At 34.8% G+C, this 23,767-nt stretch carries 26 protein-coding genes and 1 pseudogene; 7 read left to right on the top strand and 20 right to left on the bottom strand.

Going from position 1 to position 23,767, the window contains the following annotated elements:
• Positions 1 to 4 precede the first annotated feature (4 nt).
• The 11 genes from LV89_RS15595 to LV89_RS15545 all read right to left on the bottom strand — a co-directional run bounded on the left by LV89_RS15595 (position 5) and on the right by LV89_RS15545 (position 11,628).
• On the bottom strand, positions 5 to 421 hold the full coding sequence (locus tag LV89_RS15595; protein WP_229201530.1) for a putative toxin-antitoxin system toxin component, PIN family: 417 nt from the start codon (positions 419 to 421) through the stop codon (positions 5 to 7).
• Positions 418 to 639, bottom strand: coding sequence for a DUF8507 family protein (locus LV89_RS15590; RefSeq protein ID WP_109743849.1), 222 nt, complete (start codon positions 637 to 639; stop codon positions 418 to 420). Before LV89_RS15590 ends, LV89_RS15595 begins: the two co-directional genes overlap by 4 nt.
• 34 nt (positions 640 to 673) lie before the next feature.
• A complete protein-coding gene (locus LV89_RS15585) occupies positions 674 to 2,356 on the bottom strand; it encodes a hypothetical protein (protein WP_146199174.1) in 1,683 nt (560 codons plus the stop codon).
• An 83-nt stretch (positions 2,357 to 2,439) separates the two neighbouring features.
• Positions 2,440 to 3,387: a glycosyltransferase family 2 protein gene (locus LV89_RS15580; protein WP_109743847.1), complete on the bottom strand. Its 948-nt coding sequence runs from the start codon at positions 3,385 to 3,387 to the stop codon at positions 2,440 to 2,442.
• 258 nt (positions 3,388 to 3,645) lie between these two features.
• On the bottom strand, positions 3,646 to 5,043 hold the full coding sequence (locus LV89_RS15575; RefSeq protein WP_109743846.1) for a hypothetical protein: 1,398 nt from the start codon (positions 5,041 to 5,043) through the stop codon (positions 3,646 to 3,648).
• A gap of 421 nt (positions 5,044 to 5,464) precedes the next feature.
• A complete protein-coding gene (locus tag LV89_RS15570; protein ID WP_109743845.1) occupies positions 5,465 to 7,156 on the bottom strand; it encodes a hypothetical protein in 1,692 nt (563 codons plus the stop codon).
• Complete coding sequence (locus LV89_RS15565) at positions 7,153 to 8,049, bottom strand: DMT family transporter (protein WP_109743844.1); 897 nt, start codon at positions 8,047 to 8,049, stop codon at positions 7,153 to 7,155. The genes LV89_RS15570 and LV89_RS15565 overlap by 4 nt, the downstream gene beginning before the upstream one ends.
• 177 nt (positions 8,050 to 8,226) lie before the next feature.
• Entirely contained in the window at positions 8,227 to 8,406 is a 180-nt protein-coding gene (locus LV89_RS25225; RefSeq protein ID WP_158279602.1) for a hypothetical protein, read from the bottom strand.
• Between the two features lie 26 nt (positions 8,407 to 8,432).
• A complete protein-coding gene (locus LV89_RS15555) occupies positions 8,433 to 9,515 on the bottom strand; it encodes an LptF/LptG family permease (RefSeq protein ID WP_109743843.1) in 1,083 nt (360 codons plus the stop codon).
• A 125-nt stretch (positions 9,516 to 9,640) separates the two neighbouring features.
• Positions 9,641 to 10,549 carry an Rpn family recombination-promoting nuclease/putative transposase gene (locus LV89_RS15550; RefSeq protein WP_109743842.1) on the bottom strand — a complete coding sequence of 303 codons (909 nt, stop codon included), beginning with the start codon at positions 10,547 to 10,549 and terminating at the stop codon, positions 9,641 to 9,643.
• Complete coding sequence (locus LV89_RS15545) at positions 10,546 to 11,628, bottom strand: aminotransferase class V-fold PLP-dependent enzyme (RefSeq protein ID WP_109743841.1); 1,083 nt, start codon at positions 11,626 to 11,628, stop codon at positions 10,546 to 10,548. Before LV89_RS15545 ends, LV89_RS15550 begins: the two co-directional genes overlap by 4 nt.
• A 187-nt stretch (positions 11,629 to 11,815) precedes the next feature.
• On the opposite strand from LV89_RS15545, the gene LV89_RS15540 reads away from it, so the two are divergent.
• The gene (locus tag LV89_RS15540) at positions 11,816 to 12,853 is read left to right on the top strand and encodes a PorP/SprF family type IX secretion system membrane protein (protein ID WP_109743840.1); all 1,038 of its coding nucleotides are present in this window, start codon (positions 11,816 to 11,818) and stop codon (positions 12,851 to 12,853) included.
• Positions 12,854 to 13,127: 274 nt separating this feature from the next.
• On the opposite strand, the gene LV89_RS15535 is transcribed toward LV89_RS15540, so the two are convergent.
• The 5 genes from LV89_RS15535 to LV89_RS15515 form a co-directional block, all read right to left on the bottom strand.
• On the bottom strand, positions 13,128 to 13,457 hold the full coding sequence (locus LV89_RS15535; protein ID WP_109743839.1) for a hypothetical protein: 330 nt from the start codon (positions 13,455 to 13,457) through the stop codon (positions 13,128 to 13,130).
• A 60-nt stretch (positions 13,458 to 13,517) separates the two neighbouring features.
• Complete coding sequence (locus tag LV89_RS15530) at positions 13,518 to 13,910, bottom strand: LytR/AlgR family response regulator transcription factor (RefSeq protein ID WP_109743838.1); 393 nt, start codon at positions 13,908 to 13,910, stop codon at positions 13,518 to 13,520.
• A 188-nt stretch (positions 13,911 to 14,098) separates the two neighbouring features.
• Positions 14,099 to 14,566, bottom strand: a complete 468-nt coding sequence (locus LV89_RS15525) for an NADH-quinone oxidoreductase subunit A (RefSeq protein WP_109743837.1) — start codon at positions 14,564 to 14,566, stop codon at positions 14,099 to 14,101.
• A 198-nt stretch (positions 14,567 to 14,764) separates the two neighbouring features.
• Positions 14,765 to 15,382 carry a DedA family protein gene (locus LV89_RS15520; RefSeq protein ID WP_109743836.1) on the bottom strand — a complete coding sequence of 206 codons (618 nt, stop codon included), beginning with the start codon at positions 15,380 to 15,382 and terminating at the stop codon, positions 14,765 to 14,767.
• 104 nt (positions 15,383 to 15,486) lie between these two features.
• On the bottom strand, positions 15,487 to 17,136 hold the full coding sequence (locus LV89_RS15515; protein WP_109743835.1) for an amidohydrolase: 1,650 nt from the start codon (positions 17,134 to 17,136) through the stop codon (positions 15,487 to 15,489).
• Positions 17,137 to 17,196: 60 nt separating this feature from the next.
• Here LV89_RS15515 and LV89_RS15510 point away from each other — a divergent pair, with 60 nt between their 5' ends.
• Positions 17,197 to 17,703, top strand: a complete 507-nt coding sequence (locus tag LV89_RS15510) for a DUF192 domain-containing protein (protein WP_109743834.1) — start codon at positions 17,197 to 17,199, stop codon at positions 17,701 to 17,703.
• Positions 17,704 to 17,764: 61 nt separating this feature from the next.
• Here LV89_RS15510 and LV89_RS15505 read toward each other — a convergent pair whose 3' ends face one another.
• Together LV89_RS15505 and LV89_RS15500 are read right to left on the bottom strand one after the other, a co-directional pair.
• Positions 17,765 to 18,427, bottom strand: a complete 663-nt coding sequence (locus LV89_RS15505) for a hypothetical protein (protein ID WP_146199173.1) — start codon at positions 18,425 to 18,427, stop codon at positions 17,765 to 17,767.
• Positions 18,428 to 18,515: 88 nt separating this feature from the next.
• Complete coding sequence (locus tag LV89_RS15500; RefSeq protein ID WP_109743832.1) at positions 18,516 to 19,067, bottom strand: hypothetical protein; 552 nt, start codon at positions 19,065 to 19,067, stop codon at positions 18,516 to 18,518.
• 178 nt (positions 19,068 to 19,245) lie between these two features.
• Between LV89_RS15500 and LV89_RS15495 the strand changes: the two genes are divergently transcribed.
• The 4 genes from LV89_RS15495 (at position 19,246) to LV89_RS15480 (ending at position 22,610) form a co-directional block, all read left to right on the top strand.
• A complete protein-coding gene (locus LV89_RS15495) occupies positions 19,246 to 20,100 on the top strand; it encodes a helix-turn-helix transcriptional regulator (protein ID WP_109743831.1) in 855 nt (284 codons plus the stop codon).
• A 77-nt stretch (positions 20,101 to 20,177) separates the two neighbouring features.
• Positions 20,178 to 20,804, top strand: a complete 627-nt coding sequence (locus LV89_RS15490) for an ABC transporter ATP-binding protein (protein WP_109743830.1) — start codon at positions 20,178 to 20,180, stop codon at positions 20,802 to 20,804.
• A gap of 39 nt (positions 20,805 to 20,843) precedes the next feature.
• Positions 20,844 to 22,100, top strand: a complete 1,257-nt coding sequence (locus LV89_RS15485) for an ABC transporter permease (RefSeq protein WP_109743829.1) — start codon at positions 20,844 to 20,846, stop codon at positions 22,098 to 22,100.
• 60 nt (positions 22,101 to 22,160) lie between these two features.
• Entirely contained in the window at positions 22,161 to 22,610 is a 450-nt protein-coding gene (locus LV89_RS15480) for a DUF3299 domain-containing protein (RefSeq protein WP_109743828.1), read from the top strand.
• A 76-nt stretch (positions 22,611 to 22,686) separates the two neighbouring features.
• On the opposite strand, the gene LV89_RS15475 is transcribed toward LV89_RS15480, so the two are convergent.
• The gene (locus LV89_RS15475) at positions 22,687 to 23,169 is read right to left on the bottom strand and encodes a GNAT family N-acetyltransferase (RefSeq protein WP_109743827.1); all 483 of its coding nucleotides are present in this window, start codon (positions 23,167 to 23,169) and stop codon (positions 22,687 to 22,689) included.
• 9 nt (positions 23,170 to 23,178) lie between these two features.
• Positions 23,179 to 23,394 carry a hypothetical protein gene (locus LV89_RS15470; protein ID WP_146199172.1) on the bottom strand — a complete coding sequence of 72 codons (216 nt, stop codon included), beginning with the start codon at positions 23,392 to 23,394 and terminating at the stop codon, positions 23,179 to 23,181.
• A gap of 133 nt (positions 23,395 to 23,527) precedes the next feature.
• Here LV89_RS15470 and LV89_RS25220 point away from each other — a divergent pair.
• A pseudogene (locus LV89_RS25220) lies at positions 23,528 to 23,767 on the top strand (IS982 family transposase); the annotation flags it as partial.

Below are 23,767 nucleotides of genomic sequence, written 5' to 3'. Positions count from 1 at the left end.
TTTTTTAAATTAATTTCTTCACTATATCTAAAAAGTCATCTATATGGATAATTTCTACTTTGGGAAAATCAACCTCTTTTAGTGGTTTAAAATGTCTATCATTGGTCACAATATAATCTACATTCCCAACTATTGCCGTATCCTCAAATTTGTTATCATCATAATCTATTTTCAAAAGCTCCCATTTAAAGTAAATTTCACTTTTCTCTACATTAGATTTTGATAGTAATAATTCTATGATATTATCTGCTACCAAAGCATTGGTTTTAAATTCAATGATTTCAGCATATTCCAATAATACATCATTACTAATAATCAATGTATATTTTTGTTGTAAGAATGCGTCAAAGATAGGTCTATATTGAGATTTCTTTCCAATTGAAACCAATAGAACATTTGTATCTAAAAGGATTCGCATCATTTGTAAGGCGTTCTTAAATGTTCATTTGACCACTCTTTCATGGTTTCTTCTGTCCAATTATTTTCCTCCCAAAGTCTGTCCATTTCTTCTGTTGCTTTGTCGGCAAAATAATTACTTAATAATTGTTTGATTTCAAGCACCTGATTTTCAGCTATTTTGTAGCTAAAAAGTTTTATTAACTCTAATTGAAGATTAGTAAGTTTTTGAGAATGTACCATAATTTTATTTTTGTTCAAATTATCTAAAACCCAATCAATAATTCACCTCAACCGTTTTATCCGTTTTATAAATTTTGTGTTCGTTTCCTTTTACCCAAAAAACGCCTACTTGATAATTCGCAGGGATTAAATATTTTTCTGGAATTTTGATGAAAAAGCCACTGTCTTTGAAATTATACAAAAAACGTTTTTCGTAAATCAAATACGTTTTTGTGGGCGATTTCAATATCAAATATGCTCCATCATTCAAGCCAAAACCTGTTGGTAAATCATTATTTGCAATGAAAATTTCCTTATTTACCGTTGAAACATCGACTTTAAGGTTTTGATTATCAGCAAAATTACTCAAAATTTCCTTTTCTGAGGTCTTAAAAACCGTATTTGTCGGAAATTGATATATTCCCTTCGGAATTAATCTCCCCAATGAGCTTTGTACATATTGGTCAAAATCTGAGCCAACGTGAGGTCCAAAACCTATTTTATTATGTTCCTGATTGAAAGCACGAACCAGTAAATCCTTTCTTCTTTCGTGAATTTCGGGCAAAAACTTAATATAAGAAGCCAAATTGAAAAGAATGCTACCAATCAATAATACTCTAAATACCGTTTGATTTTTGATATTTTTCAACCAACCCGTCAATAACATCAAATAAACAACTACCAACATGGTAGCAGGATAAACCTTGTAATTACCCACAATCATCACAAAATATCCAAATCTTGGACGTAAAATAGCGATGACTAAAGCGTTAATGACTAAAAACAAAAGACCACCTAAAATGATATAATTGGAAGGTTCGGTATTAAATCGTAACTGTAATTTCTCCCAAAAGTTTATTATTGAGAACTTTTCCTTTGTGTTTATTACCTTCAAAAATATCCACCAAATACAAATGCCAATTAGGATAAAACCCGCAATTGTTGGAGTAATGGAACGAATCAGAATTGGACTAAGTGTTTGAAAATCAAGACTTCCTCCTAAATGAGTAAAAAATCCAAAGAAACTTTCGTGTGGGTGTTTGAAGAAATATTGGAAGCCTTGGTCGTTGGCTTCGGTGTCAAATCGGTAAAAGTATAATTTGAAAGTTGCTACCGCAAAAACTGCCCAAACGCCTAACATTTTATAGCGTCCTTGCAAAGCCAAAATTACCAATCCGACCATCCAATAGAATAAACCATTACTCATGGTAAAACTATCGAAGAAAACGGCTAAAACGGCTCCAAAGAAGGTTAAAAGCGTGTTTCTCGACAATAAATAAACGCCCAATAATCCGAAGAAAATAACGGGTTGATACTGAAAACCTGTAATCGTCCAAAGACTTGTGAGGTAATATTGAGGCTGTAAAAGCAAAAACGGAACAGGCAAAAAATACATTGGAGCGATTTTTTGCTCTTTGACAACTCGCCAAAAAAGCCATAATATCCCGAAAAGCGTAATATTGGACATTATCGTGAGTGTCCGCATATTGAGCGTACCCGTGAGTGCGTAATGCAACAAATTCATCAATTTGGCATACACAATACGGTGTTCATTATTGGGTTTAAACAATAGCCAAGCTCTTTCATTCCAGTCTTTCGCTTCTAAAAATCGTCCTAAAAAATCAGGAAAAGCATCGGTATCGTCCATCCAAGGCACATTCACGGCATAAGTGAATAGCATTAAGATGAAAAAAAAGATAGGTAAAATAATACCTATCTGAGTTAGTGTCTTTTTCAAGGGAAAAGGCAGGGGTTAGGGGTTAGAATTTAGGGGTTAGGGAATGTTCCCTAAATCCTAAACCCCAACCCCTAAATCCTAATTTAAAAGTTAATTTTCTCGTGAACAATGTACTCTGGGCGATTCTTGATTTCCTCAAACATATTTCCTAAATATTCGCCCAAAACACCAATCGTCAACAACTGAATACCGCCAAAAAAGATAAGAGCAATAATCGTTGAAGCCCAACCCGGTACTAAACTATCAGGACGATAAAGTAGCCCTGTAATCACCCAAATTGCCAAGCCAATACCCACCAAAACACTCACTAAACCTAAGCTGAGAGCCAATTTGAGCGGTTTTTTACTAAAATAAAGTAAACTTGTAGAAGCAAATTTTAGCATTTTTGACAATGGATATTTTGTCTCACCCGCAAAACGTTCTTCACGCACGTAAATAATGGGTACTTGTTTAAAACCAATCCAACTGATTAAACCTCTGATATATTTATTTTTCTCAGGTAAACTTTTGAAGGCTTCAATAACGTGTTTATCAATCAAACGGAAATCTCCTGTGTCAACAGGAAGTGGTGTATCAGACAAGAAGTTTATCAATTTATAGAAATATTTAGCTGAAAGTTTCTTGAAAAACGTCTCTCCTTTTCGCTCACCACGCAATCCATAAACAACGTTGGCATTTTGTTCCAAATGGATTTTTACCATCTCTGGAAATAATTCTGGTGGGTCTTGAAGGTCAGCATCAATAATTATCGCAACGTCGCCTGTACAAGCATTAACGCCTGCGGTCACGGCTGGTTGATGTCCAAAATTTCGAGAAAAACTTAAAATCTTCACGTTTGAATCATTTTTGGCAATCCCTCGCAACAATTCAAGCGTTTTGTCTCTACTTCCATCATTAATAAAAATGAGTTCATAACCACGATGCTCAAAGCTATTCATCGTTTTATGAACACGCTCGTAGGTGTGCAAAATTACTTGCTCTTCATTGAAACAAGGAATAATGATGGATATGTATAAGTCTTTATTTGTCATTGTTTTATGGCTTTCGGCAGACGGCAATCAGCCTTTTATAAAGGGTTTGTCACAAGACAAACGATAGACCACTGATGAAACGGATTATACTGATTTTCGCTGATTTTCTTTATTTTATCTGATTGTGCATCCCAGACTGTGAGTCCCAGACTGTGAGTCCCAGTGTAAATCTGTAAAATCAGTTCAACCTGTGGTCTAAATTTGTCTGCGACAAATAGTTGATAGTTCCGTACTATTATTGAAAACAGAAGTCTGATTTTACTTTTCTTCCTTCAAAATTATCACTTTCTTTCCAAAATACGTGGCATAACATTTATTCCAAAGGTGTTGTTCGTTGGTTTTTATTTCGTCAAAACAAAGTGATTTTGGAATATTCTTCAATGGAGCTACATAAATCGTATCTGTTTTTGAAGTCATAATGTGGTTGTAACGTTGCGTCATTTCTTGGTCATAACGTTTGGCAATTCCTAAACGAATATCAGCATACATGGTTTTGATATTCCCATTAAACATGAATATGTAACTACCAAATAGAATGGATAATATCGAAATCGAAGCAATATTATTTACTTGGTTATTTACAGGGAATAAATTAGGGTAATCATAATGAGCAATCGTAACAATATAAAAAACACCAATTAAATAAATGGCAAAAATAATGTTATTTACACGTTCTGGCACTCCCATATCATTGCCATAATGAATCACAAAGAACATGAAGAAAATTAAAATAAGTAGTGCTAAAATGGCTATCCAAATATTGATTTTAAAAATGGCTTGTGGACGTTCTGGAATAAATTTATGAAGAAATGAGTTATACATTGCTCCTAAAAATATCCATGCACTCAACCATTTTATACTACTGCTAATGGTTGATTTTAAGGCGTTTATGAGTGACTGCACAATAGCACCGCCAAAAACCTGTCCACCTGCCGCTGCCATTCTGATTTCATTTCCTTTTGCTTTAATTACCCAGAAATAAGCAAAATATGCTCCGACTACCATTAAGAAGAAAATAAATCCGTCAAATCGTTTTTCAAACACCAAAATATATAACCAAATCATTCCTAAAAAAACAAGAATGAATAGCATCATTACTTCGTTTGAACCCACCATGAAAAATACCAAAGTGGCTGCCAAAAGAGCAATTGGATATTTAATCTTCTGATATTGAGGCTGATAATATCTTAAAATCACAACTATCAAATACAGAAAATAGCAAAGGGAAGTCGGGAAAATAAATACCGATGTGTACCAATAAAAAGTATCAACGACACTCGATGAAAATATCACAAATAGGCTTAAAAGCGTAGCCGAAACTAATAATTGATTTTGACGTGAAGGTTTTAAAATCTCGCCAACCAAACAATACATGGCATGATACAATAAGCCCAAAATCAAAAATGGTATCACTTTTACAAACCAAAATACGCCAAAAGCCAAAGGCGTAGCATGAAAAATCATGTTGGAAATATAGCGACCTGACCAACCTTCATAATAGAATTTTTGGGCTTGCCAAAATCCTACATCACGAGTCATGTAGGCAAAACAATAATCGTCTGCTACGGAAGGATGATTATAAAAAGCCAAAATCCCAATTGGAACAATGGTAATTAAAAATAGTAGCCACAGGGCTATGTTGGCAAAGTTTTTCAATGTTGAGAATATGAGTATTTGAGAATGTTGAGTATATGAGTATTTGAGTATATGAGTATATGAGTATATGAGTATATGAGTATTTGAGTATTTGAGTATTGAGTATTTGAGTATTTGAGTATTTGAGTATTTGAGTATATGAGTATATGAGTATATGAGTATTTGAGTATATGAGTATTTGAGTATTTGAGTAAAAATTTTATAGGTCTAAAGTTGAGAGTAATTAAATCTGTTTTACTCATAAACTTTAAACTCATAAACCCTTAACTCATAAACCCTTAACTCATAAACCCTTAACTCATAAACCCTTAACTCATAAACCCTTAACTCATAAACCCTTAACTCATAAACTCTTTACTCATAAACTCTTTACTCATAAACTCTTTACTCATAAACTAATACGCTCATCAACTCCTAATGATTACAATTTTAACTTCAGATTACTATATTGAATATTATATTTTCCATCCTGAATTTTCAAAAGTCCAATTGTGTATTCGTCAGGAATGAAAGTATTTTTTAAAATATCTGTTTCAAAGCCTTTCCAGAAATAGTTTTGGTGAAAAAGATAATCTCTTCGGCTCTTATTTCTTTGGCGTTTTAGTGGCAATAAATAGGTATTTCGTTTAGATTTCAAAACCACATTTTGTTCCACAATCAAAGGATTTTCAACATTTAGGGTTTCATTTTTCAAGACAAAACGGTCTTTATTTTCTTCTAACGTCAAAGGTAAATTACGCACATTTTGAACCGAATCTTTATTGATAGCTTCTTGAAAGGCAGTAAAAGGCAAAGTTGGTAATTGGTAAATTCCCATTTTGATTGCTGCTACGTTTTCCACATCAACTTGGTACGTCCAGTCGTTATCAAAAGGATACAAAACCCAACTATTATGATGCTTAAAATTGTAAGTTGCGGCAACTAATTTCTCCCGAAAATTGACATTATATTCATGAATGTAGTAATATGAATATATGTACAAGAAGGCTGTTATTGGTAAGAAAAAGGTTAAAATTAGGCGTTTTATGGAGTCTTTTTTAATTAATAAAAGCACAAATGAATAAGCCAAACACAAAAGCGTAACGCTGATAAAACGGTAGCGACTGACAAACATTTCTTCAAAACCAAACTCGCCCGAGTAGCGTGAATATGCCACCGCACCTGCCGACATACACAGCACAATCATCGAAGAAATAATAAATTGAAAGTCTTTATTCTCTGTATTTTTGTTTGGTATTTCTTCAGATTCAAAATAATCTTTCAATAAGGTAATGCCTCCCCAAGTCATTAGCGACAAGATAATCATACCAAAAATAGAACTTGTTACTGCCGAAAACTTATGCAAACCTTGTACGTCCACATACGCACCTAACATCAAGACAAAACCGCCTAATAAATGCGTTAAAGAAAATTCATGTGGAGCAATTGGCGACGGTTTATAATTACTAAAATACAAAGCTACACAGGCAATGCCAACAATAATAAATAAGCCTAATGCTTTGTATCTTTTTTGGTAAATCAGCAACAAACCCACAGGCAAAAACACAAACATCCCGTTGCTAAAAGTGAACGTCACCAAAATTGCCGTAATGATGGCATAAAGTAAATTATTGCGTTTTTGGTAGCTCAGAAAATACAAAACAACCATTTGTAACAAACCGATGGGGTAATATGTCCAGTTACAAATTGTCCAAAATTGATTTTCGTAAGTCTGCATTTGAAAAATCAAGAATGGAATCGGTGTAAAATACAGTAAACTCCAACCATGTTTTTTGAAGAATCTCCAAAACAAAAACAGCATTCCGAACAAGGCTAAATTACCCAAATGAGCCAAAATCACGTAGTCAAACTTACCTGTAAATTTATAAATCAGCCAAGCCGTAAACTTAGAAATGGGCGTTCGGTGTTCTGTAATGGTATGTTGCTTCATGAAAATCCAGAACGAATCAACCGCAGAATTACTCTTCTCAACATCAACTAAACATTTTGTATAATAAAGACTATCGTCCAAGAAAGGAACATTGATGGTGTATTGCCAAACATAAAATACAAAAAATAAAATGGGGGCAATAATAAGAAGGAGTGAAAAGTATTTCTGTGGGTTATATTTCATACATTAAATTTTCGTAACATGGGATAAATCAAAACTGAACCCAAAATTACCAAAGTTCCAAGGTAAAAACCCGATGTCATGCGTTCTTTTTCACCAAAAATTGAGTAAGCGAGCATTATTCCGTAAACTGGTTCAAGATTTATGGTTAAAGTGAAAGTAAATGCCGAAAAAATCCTGACTAAATCTACCGATTTTGAATAAGCATACACTGTACACACAAAAGCCAATATGGCAATCCAGAGCCAATCTAAACCTTCAGGAATTATTTTGATGGTAGAATCTCCAAAGAAAAACAGATATAAAACGGGAATAATTGTAGTAATAGCCACGCCAAACATTTCGTAAAAAGTAATAATTTGAGGCGAATATCTTTTAGCAAATTGTCCATTTAAAACGGAAAATATAGCTCCCGTTATTGCCGAAGCAATTCCTAAGGCTAAGCCCCAAACATGATTAAATTCAAACAAAAAGATAAGATAAAGCCCAAACACAACCACACCACCAAGCATAACTTCTATGGGTTTAATTCGTTTTTTATTAAGGAATGGTTCAATCAAACTTGTCCACAATGAGGTTGTAGAAATCCCCGCTAAGCTAATTGCCACCGTTGAAATCTTCGCAGAATAGAAAAATGTAAACCAATGTAAAGCAATCACAATTCCGCCTGTTGCCAACAATTGCCATTTCCCTTTTGTGTCAATATTAACGGATATTCCTCTGATTTTGAAGTAGATAAAAAATCCAGCCGTTGCTAAAAAAGTACGAAAAAATACTAATCCAAGTGTATGAATAGTAATCAGTTGTCCGAGAATTGCCGTAAAACCATAAATCAACACTACAAAATGTAAGGTTAGATAATCTTTAAATGTGATTGCTGATTTGTGATTTTGCATTGCTTATTCGTTAATGGTTATTAGTTAATTGGTTACTGATTACTGGTGGATTGGTTATTGGTGGATTGGTTATTGGTCTATTGGTTATTGGTTATTGAGAATTGGTTATTGGTAGATTGGAAATTGGTTACTGGTTATTGAGAATTGGTTATGGAATTTGGTATTTTATAACATGACCTAAATAGTAACCAATAGACCAGTAACCAATCTACCAGTAACCAATCCACCAGTAACCAATCCACCAGTAACCAATCCACCAGTAACCAATCCACCAGTAACCAATATACCAATAACCAATCCACCAATAACCAATCCACCAATAACCAATCCACCAGTAACCAATCCACCAGTAACCAATAAACCAATCCACCAATAACCAATAACTACCTCGGCACAGCTCTATATAAAACCATTCCGATTAATGTAAAGACAATATTGGGTAGCCAAACCGCTAAAAGTGGTGGCATTCCTCCCGATTGGGCAATTCCTTTACTCATCATGAAAAATAAAATGTATAAGAACGCCAACATAAAACCCAAGGCAATCTGAAAACCTACCCCTCCACGTGCTTTACGTGCGGACACAATTACGCCTATAACCGTAAGAATTACCACTGCAAATGGATTGGCAAAACGTAGATATTTTTCAATCAAAAAGACCTCTATTCCATCCGCTCCTCTGCTTCGTACTTTGGTGATAGTTTCTTCCAATTCGGGCATGGTGAAGGTTTCGTGCAATTGATATTTACTGTCAAAATCCTTCGGAAGAAGGTTTAACGTTGTGTCTAATTTTACGCCATAAGATAATTTTTGTTTGCCATCTTCCAAGAAACGTCTAATTCTATAATCTTGAATTGTCCATTTTCTTCGAGTAGAATCCCAAACGATACGGTCTGCTAATAATTTATAGGTCAATTTATTCCCCGAAATTTTATCTAAAGCGAAACTATAACCCGTATTTGTTCCCGTATCATAACTTTGAAGATAAGCATAATCTTCTGGTCCAATTTTAATATGAACATCACGTCCACTAAAATAATACGAGCCACCTTCCACATATTTACGCTCAAAAGCAATACGAGTTTTATTAGCGATTGGAATAACCCAACCCACCATCAAAAAAGTCAGTATTCCGATAATAGCCGAGCCAATAATATATGGACGAAGAAAGCGGTTAAAACTAACCCCTGTACTCAGAATAGCAATAATTTCGGTACGAGCCGCCAAGTTTGCCGTGAAGAAAACCGTCGCAATAAATACCATCAGTGGACTAATATAATTTGCCCAATATGGTATAAAGTTGAGGTAATAGTCAAGCAGAATTTCTCTCAAAGGAGCTTTATTATCAATGAAATTGTCAATCTTTTCGGTATAATCAATCACCATAATGATGGTAACAATGATTAGTACCGCAAAGAAATACGTTGTCAAAAATTTCTTAATAATGTATAAATCAAGGATTTTCATTTTCTCTTTTTGTGTATCTATGAAGAACAATCCACAAATTTACGAATAAAAAAACCTCTCAGCGTTAGAGAGGTTTTTTTCGGGGATTAAATATTGTTAAAAGAAAGCGATTATTCGCTTATGGCTTATTTATTCTTTCGGATTTTGGCAATAAACTCTAAAGTAACATTGGCAATATCTGCAATTTGTTGGTCATTAAAATCAGTTTTTTCTAACAAGTTTTTGACAAAAATTGTATCTTTTTTCTTATTGGCAATTTCAATGCCTTTTTTCAAGCCAACTCTCCTTTCTCTGTCTAACACAAATTCTTCGATTCCCATTGTCTTAACTGGTTTATTTGTAATTACATCTACTTCTTTATCAAATTTACTAATAAATTCATCATTTCCAAAACGCACATATAGTTTCAGAAAGTTCATCAAACCTCTGATTTTTTCTTTTGTTATATTCTTAGACAACAGCCTTTTAGCTAAGTTTATCTTCAAATTAAACAATTCTTCATTACTTACTTTTCCTTTTTGTAAAGCCGTAAGAACTGTGAGTATAACCATAGCAAAAGGATTATCAATTTGGTCTAAATCCTTTTCATTTTGAAATAACACTTTGTAAGCATTAAAGTCATATCTAATTTTAGTTCCAAGTAACTCTTGTTCAAAAAAAGTAGGATAAAAGTGCTTATTTGAATCCGTTAAAATGGCAAAAGCAGTTATTGGTTTCTGATATTTATCCCAAATTCGATAATGATAGGTGTACATACGTTGGGCAAATGTTTTATCTTTTGCTCCTTGTACTTCAATATGAACCAAAATCCATTGCTCGCTACCTTCTTTGGTAAAAACTTTCACTAATTTATCAACGTACTTTGGGAAAAATTCATCTTCTGACGTTGGAAATAACTGTTCAAGCTCTTTATCCAAAAACTCAAATGGGCGATTCATATCAAATATTTCATCAGCATTATTAAAGAAAAAGCGTAGAAAATCATCAAAAAGGTCTTCTAAAATTCCTTTCCAAAGGGCATCGTCTCTTTTCATACTTTACGCAAAGCCTCAACCAACGTCTCAACTTGTTCCAAATTCACGGCAGCAAAATTGGCAATTCGTAATTGTGTCGCTTTGAAGTCGCCATAACCAGAACCAATCACCATATTAGCGTCTGTTTGTACTTGTTTGATAATATCTGCGGCTGATTTTTCTTTTACATTTACCACAACTACGGTTTGCGAACGATGGTCTGGGTTTTTCACGAAAATATCTAAGAAATCACATTTTTCAGCAAAATCATAAAGCACTTTTGCTTTCTTCTCGGTTTGCTTTCTGATAGTTTCAATACCGATATTATTCATGTCCTCCGCCACTTTTCCTAAAACATAAATTCCCATTACGTTTGGTGTTTCGGGCGTTTCAAATTTTGAAAAGTTTTTGAACAACGAAGGTAAATTATGATATGTTCCAATCTGATTTTCGTGCGTTTTCATGCGTTCTGCCTTTTCTAACATTGAAGGATTGACAATCCAACAACCTAAACCAGCGGGCATTCCGAATGATTTTTGTACTGAGAAAAAAGCAGAGTCAATGATATTAAAATCTAAATCTGGATATGGAGCTGATGACACCATATCAACACAAATAAACTTGTCTTTATTGGCTCTTTTTAATTTATGAATTTCAGCAGGACGCATTTGTACCCCCGACGATGTTTCGTTGGCAGTGGTACAAATTAATTCTGCATATTCTGGAACTGTCACCTCTGCATTATCAAATCCTTCACCAAACGGCTTTTCAAATTTGTGGGCAAATTTGTTCAAATCAACAGAAAAATCGTAGAATTTCTTTGAAAATGAGCCATTTACTAAGTGAAAACTTTCATGTTCAACGGTATTCTGAATTAAGCGTTCCCAAATTTCCGTAGCCGAACCTGTAAAGAAAATACCATTTGTTTCTGGTACGTTCATCAAAATTCTTAACTGCTCAACCGTATGTTTATAAATATCCCTAAACTTCTGCGAACGGTGCGAAATTGAGCCTAATTGTTGCTCAAAAGCAGCTTGATAGTGTCTCTCGACAGTTGGGAATAGTTCAGCAGGGCCTGGGGTAAAATATGTTTTACGCATTTCTTTAATTTTGATTTTAGACTACAAAATTACGAATTAATATTTGGTAGGGAAGAAAAAGCCAAAGAATGCACACGGATAATAATTATCATACTCGAAATTCAAAAAAAAAAGCGTTTCTACTTATCTTTATGGTTCGTTTTTTCGTTAGTGGGATAGTCGCTGATGAAATGACCACAAAAAAGCTATGCAAAAAACTATACTGATTATATTTTTGACATCATTTGCGTTGATTGGATTTGCCCAAAGCAAGCCCCAATACAGTCAATATATGATGAATAGTTATCTGATTAACCCCGCTATTTCGGGTATTGAAGATTATGTTGATATAAAGACAGGTTACAGAAATCAATGGACAGATTTTCCCGGAGCACCTGTAACGTATTATGTTTCTGCTAATATGCCCATTGGTAAGCCCGACCGTACCAGCACAGGAGCAACGCCCAATATTAGCAAAACCATTCGTCGCCCACTTTCACTTTCAACCGAATTTAGAGGAGCTCCACGTGTACCTGGTCATCATGGCGTAGGCATTGCCATTGTTAGCGACCACGTCGGGGCAAATACGCAAAATAGCATTACAGCCAGCTATGCTTATCATATTCCTGTATCTGGAAATGTAAAATTAGCGATTGGTGGCTCTGGTGGAATTACACAATACAGCGTAGATTTTAGCAACCTTCAAGTGAGGGATAACCCAGACCAAGCCATTGTAGATGTTTCTAAATTATCAGCCATGCAACCATACATCAACTTAGGGGCGTGGCTATATTCTCGACATTTCTTTTTAGGTTTATCTGCCAATCAACTATTGTTTGATAACTACAATTATGAAAATCCTAATAAAAGTGTCAGCACCTATTCATGGATTGGAACTGCTTATCCACACTACTTCCTGACGGCAGGTTATCGTGCTGAAATCAATGAAGATTGGGTTATTATTCCTTCTACGTTAATAAAAAGGGTAAATCAAGCTCCAATGAGTTTTGATATTAACCTCAAAGCTGTACATAAAGACCGCTTTTGGTTTGGAGCTTCGTATCGTCATAAAGATGCTGCTGTTGGGCTTTTGGGCGTAAATATTAGCTCGTTTATCAATTTGGGATATTCTTATGATTATACGCTTTCTGACCTTCGTGAACGCTCAAAAGGTTCGCACGAAATTGTAGTGGGAATTATGCTAAACAATCGTCACCGTATTGTTTGCCCTCAGAATTTGTGGTAAGGAGGTATGAGGTATGAGGTATGAGGTATGAGGTATGAGGTATGAGGTATGAGGTATGAGGTATGAGGTATGAGGTATGAGGTATGAGGTAAAGGGAAGTGCGATTTGGCTGGGATAGTTCCTTCGATATATATTTTTTTTTCAAATTATCTCAATTTGCCGTAATTATTCTAATAAGGGAAAAATCTATCCTCTAATCTCTAAAATCTATTCTCTATTCTCTAAAATCTATTCTCTATTCTCTAAAATCTATTCTCTAAAATCTATCCTCTAATTAAACATATTTCAAAAAAGCCCAGATTTTTCTTTTCTTTAGATATTCCAAATCATCATCATTTTGATAAGCTTCACGCTCAAAACTGATATTTCGATAGGCTTGATTAGCGGTTTGTCCTTTCAGTCTATTTAGTAGATATTCAATGACATACCATAAATAAAAGGGAATAATTAATAATTCTATTTGCTGTCTAAAATGTATCCTTTCGTGATTGATTAATACCTTCGATGGAGATTTATGTTTGATTAATAAAAACGGAAAAATTGCCATGCCGTTTACACGCATGAAAGGTAGATGAACAATAAAAAAGCGAAAACGAGACAACATAGATTGATTTTTGGGGTCAATTTAAAAACTTTCAACCATATATCAACCATTCTTGTTTAGCTATTTAATAGCTATTCTGTCTTGAAAATCTTTCCTTTTTCTTCTCGAAATACTGATTTTATCTTTGTTCTGCATCACGGCAAACATTCCTTCTGCTTCATAGCGATGCAGACATTTCATATTGATAAGATGGGCTTTGTGAATTCTTAAAAAATCAGCACCTTCCAGCACATAATCATATACTTTCAATGTTCTTGAACTAATCATTACTTCGCCATTGGTAAGATGAATTAATGTATAATTTCGGACACCCTCTAAACGAACAATGTCTTTCAATAATACACGACGCATTTTGGCTTGGTCAGGTACTAATAAATACTTTTTCCCAAGAAGATTGATGACTTTAACGGTGAAATTTCCGAACGGAGCTGGTCGTAGAGGTTGAAGGTTCATTAAGTGTAATTTTATAGATTGACTATTAATTTCAGTGCAAGTTAGATAATAAATGTACGTGTATCAAACCGTTTAATAATATTTTGATAAGCGTAGATACCTTGTAAATATACCAATAAGGTAAAGGATAAATGCCTAAAGGAAATTAAGAAAGCAGATTAAGTTCCAATGAGGATTGATAAGAATAACTATTTACTGTATTTTTTATTAATATTGTCGTAGAGAGAAACAGGAATTTTCGATTCATAATCAGACTTTTGAATTTCGGGACGTACCCAATCTAAATGCCCTTTTACCCACGCATACGCCAATCCAAGCACTAATATTCCCACAAAAATGAACATTTCGATGATTGAAAACCAGCCCCAAACACCATCAGTCATTTCTATTAAATGCTGATTACCAAAGACGGTCGCCCAAGGGAAAAGGAAAATCAACTCAACGTCAAAAAGTACAAAAATCAAGGCAATCACATAAAAGCGTAAATTGAAACGCACATTGGCATTTCCATCGGGTTCTTCTCCTGACTCGTAAGTTGATAATTTCTCAGCGTTTGGGCGATTTGGACGAATGAGTTTCGCCACAAAAAGCATCAATGCCGTAAAAGCAATTGCTGAAATAATAAAAAGTAATATGTAACCAAAATCTGTAAGCATGAAATGTAACACGGACAGCCTTGTCCGCCGAATTAAGACTTTTTAATATTTAGATAACCTTTAACACGGACAGCCTTGTCCGTCGAATTAAGACTTTTTAATATTTAGATAACCTTTAACACGGACAGCCTTGTCCGCCGAATTAAGACTTTTTAATATTTAGATAACCCTTTAACACGGACAGCCTTGTCCGCCGAATTAAGACTTTTTAATATTTAGATAACCCTTTATAACCGTGAAAGTCGTAATGGCTAAGAAAAACAAAATTACGTAGTGAACATAATTGATTATCCATGGAAATTGTACGCCAAAAAAATAACCTCCACCTACTAATGAACCCACCCAAAGTGTTGCACCTGATACATTCAGAAACAAATATTTAGGATAATTCATCTTGCTAATACCTGCTAAAATGGGTGCAAAGGTACGGATATAAGGTAAAAAACGACTGATAATAAGTGCTTGATTACCATATTTTTCAAAAAAATCATGCGTTGACTCTATATGTTTCTTCTTGAAATACCATCGGTCTGGACGATTTTCGAGGGTACTTCCAAAGAACCTACCAAATAAAAATCCCGTCAATGAACCCAAAACTGCCGCAACAAAAAGGTATAAAAGCACTGTGGCAATTGTATATTTCAAAAAGCCCGTTCCCACAAAAACACCCGTGAGAAAAAGGAGATAATCGCCAGGAAGAAAAAAGGCAAAAAACAACCCATTTTCGGCATAAACCACAAAAGTAACCGCCCAAAGTCCTAAACCAATAATTTCCTTTGAGTCAGACAGATATTTAATAATTTCGGATATTTCCATTTTAAGGTTTTAGGTATTTGATTTTAGGTTTTAGTAGAGTGGATTATTTGAGAATTAGGCACTATTCTACTAAAACCTAACCCCCAACCCCTAAAACCTAACTTCTACTTCTTCTCATAAACAATTTTTCCATCAAAAATAGTCATCAAAACCTTTACGTTTTGTATTTTTTCTGGTTTAATGGTCAGAATATCGTCTGAAAGGACAACCATATCCGCCAATTTCCCCGGTTCAATCGACCCTTTTTCTTTTTCCTCAAAAGCTGCATACGCATTATTAATAGTATAACCTTTGATGGCATCTGCTACGGATACTTTTTGTTTTGGAATCCAGCCCATTGGATTTCCACCGTCCACCGTTTGACGAGTTACCGCCGCATAAATTCCTAAAATGGCGTTTAGCGGAGCAACTGACCAATCTGAACCCATACAAAGTTTGATTCCTGCGTCCAAAAATGACTTGTACGGGTGCGTATAATCAACTCGATTCCCGATGCGTTTTGCTGCCCAAACACCATCGTCAATACAATGATAAGGCTGCACCGAAGCAATTACGCCCAATTTGGCAAATAATGGAATATCCTCTAATCTGACGTGTTGAGCGTGTTCAATTCTAAAACGTCTATCCCATTTCGGGTTCGTTTTGGTAATTTCTTCAAACAATTTAAGCATCAAATAATTAGCAGAATCTCCAATGGCATGAATCGACAATTGTAAATGATTTTTATCGGCATCCATTGCCCAATTATTCAACTTTCCATTAATCACAATATCACTCGCTAAACCTTTTGTGTTGGGATTTTGGTCGTAAGGTTTAAACATCAATGCGGTGCTACTTCCCAAAGAACCATCCGCATAAGCTTTCAACGAACCCAATTTGATTTTATTAGAACCAAAACCCGCTTGAATACCCGCTCCAACTAAATTTTGGTAAGAATCTAAGGGCAAACGAGTGTAAAAACGGCAAGTCAACTTATCTTCTTTTTCCAAAGTTTGATATGCTACCAAATCAGGTTTAAACGTAATATCATGTACCGAAGTAATCCCGTTTTCACGAGCTTCCTGCAAAGCACGTTGCACACATTTCAACTTTTGCTCAGGCGTTAATTGCGGAATAATACTGTAAACCAAATTCATGGCGGCGTCTTTTAACACACCTGTTGGCTCACCCGTTTTGGGGTCTTTTACAATTTCTCCACCATCAGGGGACTTCGTATCTTTGGTAATTCCTGCCAAAGACAAAGCTTTTGAGTTTGCCAAAGCCGTATGTCCATCAAAGCGGTCGATGAAAATAGGCGTATCTTTTGAAAAATCATCAATCATTTCTTTGCTTGGCAATTCTTTCACTTCCCAAGATTCATGGTCCCAATTTCCAGACTTTATCCATTCTCCTCGATGACTTTCAACATATTTTTTTATGATTTCTTTGAATTCAGTCGTCGATTTTGCTCCTCTCAAATTAATTCCCAACAAATACATTCCACCATCAGCAAAATGTGTATGATTATCAATAAATCCAGGAAGCATTAATTTACCTTCCAAATTCACCATTTTCGTCCGACTATCAGACCATGCGGCACGTGCTTCTGGGGTTGAACCCACGAATAAAATCTTTCCATTTTCAATCACAACTGCCTCGACAACTGAACTCCGAGCGTCAACTGTGTAGATTTTGCCATTGTAAAAACAGATTTTTTGAGCGATTGAAGTATTTTGAACAAACAAATAAATAAGAAGCAGTAATAGTTTTTTCATGGAATGATAAATGGTAGTTTGAAGATTGGTAAATTTACATAAATAATCTTCAATAATCAGATGAAAAAAATAGTCGCCATCATTTTAGTAGTTGTTCTTCTTTTCGGAGGTTTGATTTCAACAGGAATTTTAAATTTTTCTAAGAAAACAGAAGAGCCAATTTCCAACAATTCTACCGAAGAAGCAAAGGTAGAAGAGCCTCAATTCAAAAAGGAAGGAGAATTGACTTTTACGAAAAATCAACAAAAACTAAGCATAGAAATTGCCGATAATGACCAAGAAACCATGCAAGGATTAATGTACAGACGTTCCATGCCTGATTCTTGCGGAATGTTATTTATTTTTCCAGACAATCAACCACGCAATTTTTGGATGAAAAATACCTATCTGCCTTTGGATATTTTATTTTTAGATGAATCCAAGAAAATTGTAACCATTCAAGCCAATAGAACGCCGTTTTCGGAAGAGCAAATTCCATCTTACGAAAATGCCAAATACGTTTTGGAAGTTAATGCAGGTTATTGTAAAAGAAAAGGAATTGAAAAAGGAGATTCTGTAAAGTGGTAAAACAACAAAGTCAGCGTTTTGAACGCTGACTTTGTTTAGAAATTCTATTTTCTTTTAAATTTTAGAACAAATAATAAGCTCCAATTCCTGAGAAGTTTGTCACACTTCCATAAACTGAAAGGTTATTGGTCGTCATTTTTAAGTTATCAGACGACGATTTTGAATAGTCATAACTCAACCCTGCTGCTCCCAAATTCATACTGAGTAAGATATTATTATTCACCTGATAAATAAAATTGAGTGGAGAAATATTAGCTCTCGCCCCAAAACCTCCCGTACTCAAAGAAGCACCAGAAGCATTTGATGCTTCAGTCGAACCAAATGTTCCAGAAACACTAAAAGTTGAATTTGGAGCATAATAAAACTGGTCAAAAACTTTCACAAATTTACCAAACTGAATGGCAGGACCTATCGAATACAACGAACTCGAAATGTTCAAAACGGTACTTCCTATCGTTTGAGGAACAGTTCTTGAATTAGCACTAACATTAAACCCATAAGCTGTGTAGGTATTATTTTCTCTGACTTTTCCAGTTAAAAAAGTAGCATTTAAGGTGAAATCAGAATTTTTTGCCGAAGCTAAAACGGGATTTCCTTCAGTGCTAATATTGGTAAAATTCATGGAGAAATTTCCATTAATAATACGTTTTCCTGCAAGGTTTTGAGAAAATAATGAAACAATCGGGAGACAAAAAAGTGATAGTGTAAGAGTAATTTTTTTCACGAGATGTATTTATTTAATTGTTTAGATTTATTGAACTCTAACGCAAAACTACACCCAAAATTATTCACTTATCTATCTTAATTTCCTTTTATTTTACCTCTACATCAAAACTAACGTCAATATCTGTGCTTCCAACCGTAAAAGAACCATTTTTTACTGCAACTCCTCCTACTGGTGGTTGATGATGCAAGACAACTCGTAATTTCCCTGTTCCTGTTGCCGTAGTAATAGCAGAACCTTTCAAACCTACATTATATCCACGAGAGTCTTTATCAGTTGGTGTGATGGTCAACAAACTACTTGGATTAGTAACATACTCAAAAAGATGTTCGTCTTTTTCCGCCTCAATATCTGCTGTAATATCAGCCACAGGCGTTTTCGTTTCATCTAAAACTTCCACAGCCAACGTATAAGTTTTATTCGGTTTTAGAGCAATTTTATCAATCGTCGGGGCATTTCCACCGTCACCATCTGTATCACGAAACATAAAAGTTGAGGTTGTGCCACTTTCGGTAAACTTCAATTTTAAAGTCGTCAAATTTTCATTGTCTTCTACTGGAGCAGGTTCATCTTTCTTACAAGCACCCATTAATCCTACTACTAACATTGCCATCAAAAGGCTTTTTTTTGTTGATTCCATATTTTAGAGTTTTACTAATGCAATTATGTTGCAAATATAAATAGAGTTCCTGTTAATGCAATAACGTTGCAATAAAAATTCATTATTAATTCATACTTTTGTTTAAAATAATCACTAAGTCATTGACTTTGAGCTACCAACTTTAGCTTAAATATGAAAGTCTAAAAATCATAAAATTATGATTCGAGTCCCTTCTCTTATACACGCAGGCGAGTTTCAGTCCTTGAAAATTCAGGATATGACTTTTGTGGCGTATCGAAATCAAGACCCTCCGTTAAAGAATGAAGTTTTTTTTGAAGAACACGCTGTTATTTTTGTTTTAGAGGGAGAAAAGAAATTCGTATCTCCTACTCAAACCATTCATGTACGCAAGGGACACATCGTGTTTATTCGTCGGGGATATTACCTCATGCAGGAAACCATTGATACCAATTATAGGAGTTTGGTGTTTTTCTTTAACGAAAAACTGTTAAAAGAATTTGTGGGACAACATTTAGAATTATTTGAAAATGTGCCACTTAACCACGAAAATTCCTCTGCACTTTTAGTTTTTGAAATAACAGAGAGCCTCAATAAATTCACGGACTCTATTTTTCCGTATTTTCACCATGAAACAAAATATTTGAACCATTTTTTACGGTTAAAATTGCAAGAATTATTACTCCATATTCTTGAAATTGATGGTTCTGGGCATTTTAAAAGCATTTTATTCCGTCTTTACAAAGGTGAAAAAGTTGATTTAGAATATTTAATGAATTCTTATTACTTAAAACCACTATCATTAGAAGAACTTTCACGACTTTCGGGGCGAAGTTTATCCGCTTTTAAAAGAGATTTCCAAGATAATTTCCATACTTCTCCAGCTCTTTGGATTAAAAATAAACGCCTCGAATACGCTTATTTGCAATTGGAGAAAACCAATAAAAACGTGTCGGAAATAAGCATGGAAATTGGCTATGAAAGTGTTTCACATTTTATAAAAGCCTTCAAAGAGAAATTTGGCAAAACACCAGGCGGAGGAGACAGGAAATAGGAGACATGAGAAGGAAGGTTTTTGTGTATATTTGTGAAACAGATTTTCGTCAAAACTAATAACTGATAACTAAACCCATGATTGCAACGCAAAACCTAAGCTTTGCCTACGCTACTGATAAGCAATTTACTTTCCCTGATTTTTCCTGTGCTGACCGTGAAACCATGCTCATTTTGGGTAAATCTGGCAAAGGGAAAACCACTTTCCTGCACTTAATGGCACTTTTGCTAAAACCTACGGGCGGAAAAATTCAAATCAACAATCAAGAAATTAGTGAGTTATCGGTTTCGGCGGCGGCTGATTTTAGAGCCAAAAACGTAGGAATCGTTTATCAAAAGCCCCATTTTGTTCATGCTCTTTCGGTGCTGGATAATTTGCTGTTATCCAATTATTTAGCAGGGAAAAATCAGGCAAAAGATAAAGCCAAACATTTGGCAGAAAGTTTAGGTTTTGCGGAACATTTATCGAAGAAAACGACGCAACTTTCGCAAGGAGAGCAACAACGTGTGAGTATTGCAAGGGCTTTGATGAACAGTCCGTCCGTAATTTTAGCAGATGAACCAACCTCAAGTTTGGACGACGATAATTGTCTGAAAGTGATTGAATTACTCAAAAAACAAACCCAAGAAATCGGAGCAAGTTTGGTAGTTGTCACACACGACCAACGATTGAAAGATGTAGTTGAAAAGCGAATTGAACTATGATATTTATTTGCTCATAATTCATAACTCATAATTTATAAAATGAACTTACTAAAAATATCAACAAGCAATTTAAAAGATAAGCCACTAACCAGTTTTCTGAGCATTTTATTGATGGCTTTGGGAATTGCCATTATTTCACTCTTGCTTTTGGCAGGAAAACAAATTGAAGAAAAATTTACCCGAAATGTAGCAGGAATCGACATGGTGGTTGGGGCAAAAGGAAGTCCTTTACAACTGATTCTTTCGAGTATTTACCAGATTGATGCACCAACGGGCAATATTTCGATGGAAGAAGCCAATCGTTTAACTCGTAGTCCTTTGGTAAAATCTGTCATTCCGCTTTCGATGGGCGATAATTATCAGGGTTACCGAATTGTGGGAACAAATCCTAAATATCTGGAGCATTTTCAAGCAGAATTCGAACAAGGAAAAGTATTTGAAAACCCAATGGAAATTGTGGTAGGGGCAAAAGTCGCTAAAAATTTAGGCTTAAAAGTTGGAGATAGTTTTGCCTCACAACATGGTTACGACCAAGAAGGACACGCCCACGATGCTAAGAAATTTAAGGTGGTGGGAATTTTGAAAAATACCAATTCGGTACTTGACCAAATGATGGTAACGCCTTTAGAAAGTGTTTGGGAAGTTCACGACGAAGGACATCATGAAGAAGAAGTGGGTAAAGGGGCAAATGCGTTAAAATTATTGGAAGAAGACAACAACAACGTAGAGGCGAATAGCCCGATGGACGAAGGAAAAGAAATCACTTCGATGTTGGTAAAATTCAGAAATCCAGCAATGGGAATGATGATGGCGAGAAGTATCAATTTGAATTCTACGCTGCAAACAGCTACACCAGCTATCGAAATTAATCGTTTATTTGCCTTGATGGGCTTCGGAATTGATGCCTTAAAATTGATTGCTTTGGTGATTATTATCGTTTCAGGATTGAGCGTTTTTGTATCTTTATATAATTCTCTGAAAGAACGAAAATATGAAATGGCGTTAATGCTTTCGATGGGTGCGAGTAGAACGAGATTATTTCTATTACTTTTATTAGAAGGATTGATAATCAGCGTTTTGGGGTTTGTTATCGGTATCATTTTGAGCCGTTTAGGACTTTGGATTATGTCAGAAAATATAGAACAAAATTTTCATTACGACTTCAACGTTTTATCTTTGCTCAAAGAAGAATTTTGGTTGTTTTTAGGTGGATTATTCATCGGAATATTAGCCGCAGCCATTCCTTCTTTGGGAATTTACAACATCAACATTTCAAAAACATTAGCAGACGAGTAACACAGACTTCAGTCTGTTATCAGCACAGACTAAAGTCTGTGCTACTAAAATCATAAACACATGAAAATTAAGACATTTATTTTATTAGGTTTGATAGTTTCAACTTTTATTTCGGCAAAAAACGCTCCTGCTGAAAAACTCACTTGGGATATGTTGAAAGACGTTTCCTTCAAGAAAAAATGGTATCCGCAAGAATCTATTTTTATGTTATACCCAACTTTTGGAGCTCCATTAAAGAAATTAGAAAATAAAGAAGTAACCATTAAGGGCTATGTAATTCCTGTGGATGTGGCTACGAATATGTACGTATTATCAGCATTTCCGTATAGCCAATGTTTCTTTTGTGGCGGTGCTGGGCCAGAATCTGTCATGTCATTGAAACCTAAGAAAAGTGAAGTAAGAAAGTATAAAACTGACGAAATGCACACTTTTACAGGAAAATTAAAACTCAATGCCGACGATATTTATGAGATGAATTACATCTTGGAACAGGCAGATATGATTGAGTAGTTTATAGAGTGGTTATTAGCGATTGGTGAATATTCAACGTTGGCAGGATTTTGAAACCCTGCCAACGTTAAGCAATTTAACCCCTAATATAACTCATTAACATTTCGTCAATAAATCGTCCTTCGCTTTTTAGGTGCGTGAATTTCCTAAGCACTCCCTCCTCCTCAAATCCTACTTTTTTGTATAACTTAATGGCTTTTTGATTGGCTGTTCCAACACTCAGTTCAACTCTTTTGAAGTCATTTTGAATAGCTAAATTCAGTGCTTCTGTAAGCATTTTTTCACCCAAACCACGTCCACTAAAATTTGGGTGAATACCAACGCCTCCCAAATAAGCAATGTGAGCATTACGATGTTTTAGTGGAATCAATTTGAACATTCCCACCGCTTGTTGATTATCTTCAAAAATATATTTCACTTCATCTTTCAGTAAATCTTGAAAAATGGGTTTAAATTCTTCCAAAGGCAATTTTTCGTATAATAAATGTGGATTTACCTGCGGGTGCATATACAAATCGTAGATAAAATCAAGGTCGGCTTCGGTGGCTTTACGAGTCATTTTCTTAGGTTAATTATAAAAATCGTTATCAAAATCTTTTAAAAATCTACGCATACTTTCTTGTCCACGAAGTACCGCAATATTTTGTTCTAATTCTTTAGTATTTTTTCGCAAACGATTGATTTCGAAAGAGAATTTAAGTTTCATTGTCTTCTCATCGCCACCAAATTTTGTAAACAAATTTGTTCCTTCCATCGACGTTGATGCACGTTTTCTTACTTCCAAAAGGTTTCGTTCAAGTTCTGAAACTTGTTCTTTTAACGTGAGCTTTTCAGATTTTAGGGGTAAAAAATAGCATAGGATTGCAAATGGGACTATTTTAGAGTTGCAAAACTTAACAAATAACCATCGAATCGCTATGCTTGACGAAATATACTACGAAGTTGATGAATTTAACCAACTTTACTTAGAAAAAATTGCAGGGTTCGCCTCAAATATTAATTGGTATCCCAAGCGTAAAATTGGCTGTATGTCTATGGGTGAGATTATGACCATTTTGATTTTTTATCACTACTCTCACTACAAAAATTTCAAACAATACTATGAACAATATGTCTGCAAAGATTTGAAAAGAGATTTTCCAATTTTGGTAAGTTAT

Origin of the sequence: Arcicella aurantiaca, from assembly GCF_003148625.1 — a bacterium.
In the GTDB taxonomy this organism is placed as follows: domain Bacteria; phylum Bacteroidota; class Bacteroidia; order Cytophagales; family Spirosomataceae; genus Arcicella; species Arcicella aurantiaca.
Note: the sequence above shows the minus strand (reverse complement) of the source record. Positions and strands in the feature narration are given on the sequence as shown.